This window comes from Laspinema palackyanum D2c, from assembly GCF_025370875.1.
Classification (GTDB): Bacteria; Cyanobacteriota; Cyanobacteriia; order Cyanobacteriales; family Laspinemataceae; genus Laspinema; species Laspinema palackyanum.
This window is the reverse complement of record NZ_JAMXFD010000070.1, coordinates 1-1,461: the sequence shown is the minus strand read 5'-3', so window position 1 is coordinate 1,461 and position 1,461 is coordinate 1. Positions and strand designations below refer to the sequence as shown.

At 47.1% G+C, this 1,461-nt stretch carries 2 protein-coding genes; both read left to right on the top strand.

What is annotated here, in order from left to right; translation table 11 throughout:
• The first annotated feature begins 190 nt into the window (after nucleotides 1–190).
• Nucleotides 191–781, top strand: a complete 591-nt coding sequence (locus NG795_RS28320) for a tyrosine-type recombinase/integrase (protein WP_367291941.1) — start codon at nucleotides 191–193, stop codon at nucleotides 779–781.
• A gap of 34 nt (nucleotides 782–815) precedes the next feature.
• Nucleotides 816–1,397, top strand: coding sequence for a hypothetical protein (locus NG795_RS28315; RefSeq protein WP_367291940.1), 582 nt, complete (start codon nucleotides 816–818; stop codon nucleotides 1,395–1,397).
• Nucleotides 1,398–1,461: the final 64 nt, after the last annotated feature.

The window sequence follows — 1,461 nt, the reverse complement described above, 5'->3', positions numbered from 1 at the left end:
ATCCCTTGCAATTAGTCCACTGTAACGGGGATATTTTCCGGATACAAGTTTAAGTTTTAGATAAAAGTTAAAGTTAGACAAAATACGGGGAACACTTACTATGGCTAGGGTGTAGCCTTGTTGACTCACAATTGAGTTAAGGCATTGTTGATGTTTTGTGCTGTTTTTCGTCTAAAGTTCAAGTTTTAAAATGCCCAAAAATTCTCGTCATGGACAATCGGAAATTTTAACGGATTCAGATTATGCCAGAATATTTAAACATCTGAACAATCCGACTCATCGCTTATTTCTGACGATTGCTCGTTTCACCGGGGAAAGATGGGGTGCAATCCTTCAATTGAAGGTTACGGATTGTTATAAGGATCCATCTGAACCCGTTGCCTTAGATTTTGTGACGTTCCGCGCTTGCACTCGCAAGGCTTCCCCGGATGGAACCCGAGAGACTAGGCAGGTCCCAATTCATCCCCTGCTAAAGTCGGAACTCGAAAATTATCACCCGCCGCTGCAAGGTTGGTTATTCCCCAGCCCGCGATATGCCGATCGCCCTTTGCGGTTCCAGAGTGCTGACTTATGGTTCCGTCGCGCGGTTGAGAAAGCTGGATTGCAGCGTAGGGGGATATCAACCCACTCAACCCGACGAACTCTCATTACTTCCCTGTCCCGTTCCGGGGTGTCTATCCCGGTCTTGAAAAAAATCACGGGTCACAAGAATGATCGGGTGTTGTTGCGCTATGTCGAGGTAGACCCCGAACAAATCACGAACGCGATCGCGCTATTGTGATTTTTTTATCCAGTCGTTTCGTGATTATCAGATTATGGCAAGTTTAAATTTTCGGATTGATGACACCGGGGAGATCCGCGCGGCAACCCCGGGAATGGCCGACAAGATTTTAAGGAAGGCATTGATCGGCGATTCATCCGTCGGGTTTAATTCCCCTGCCGTTCGGGAAGTTTTCTCGGATTATGCAAACTGGACAGAGGGCAGTATCCCGGTAAACGATAAGGCACTGGTAGAAATTCTGGATAAGCTTTCTCCCAGTTGCGATCGGGTTTTTCTCTCCCCCTCTACCGAGTTGCACGGGTTTTCCAAGTTTGAGGAAATTAACGCCGGTATGGATCGCCCTTGGGATGAAAGATTTCTAACTTTTTCGGCTGACGAACGGATCCCGGTTGCCAGTTATAGGTACTCAGGGAGTACCGAGGGACAGAGAGAAATCATGCGGCAAAATTTTCTTGAAATCGTGGGAGGGCTGATGGAAAAATACCCTAACCTCTACCTAGTTCCGGTTTTGAGCAGGTTTTTATCCGGTAAAATACCCCACGCTTTCCAGGCTTACTCGGAACTGCAAAAGATGGATCGTTGCATTGCCCTAGAATTTCTTGACCTGAAGGGGTGACAATCCGGCTACAAACTAGACTGGATAAGGGACATAGCTCTTAGGCCCCTTCGATAAAAAGGCC

Coding starts and splice junctions, on each gene's coding strand:
- NG795_RS28320 (WP_367291941.1), top strand. CDS start 191: ATGCCCAAAAATTCTCGTCATGGACAATCGGAAATTTTAACGGATTCA.
- NG795_RS28315 (WP_367291940.1), top strand. CDS start 816: ATGGCAAGTTTAAATTTTCGGATTGATGACACCGGGGAGATCCGCGCG.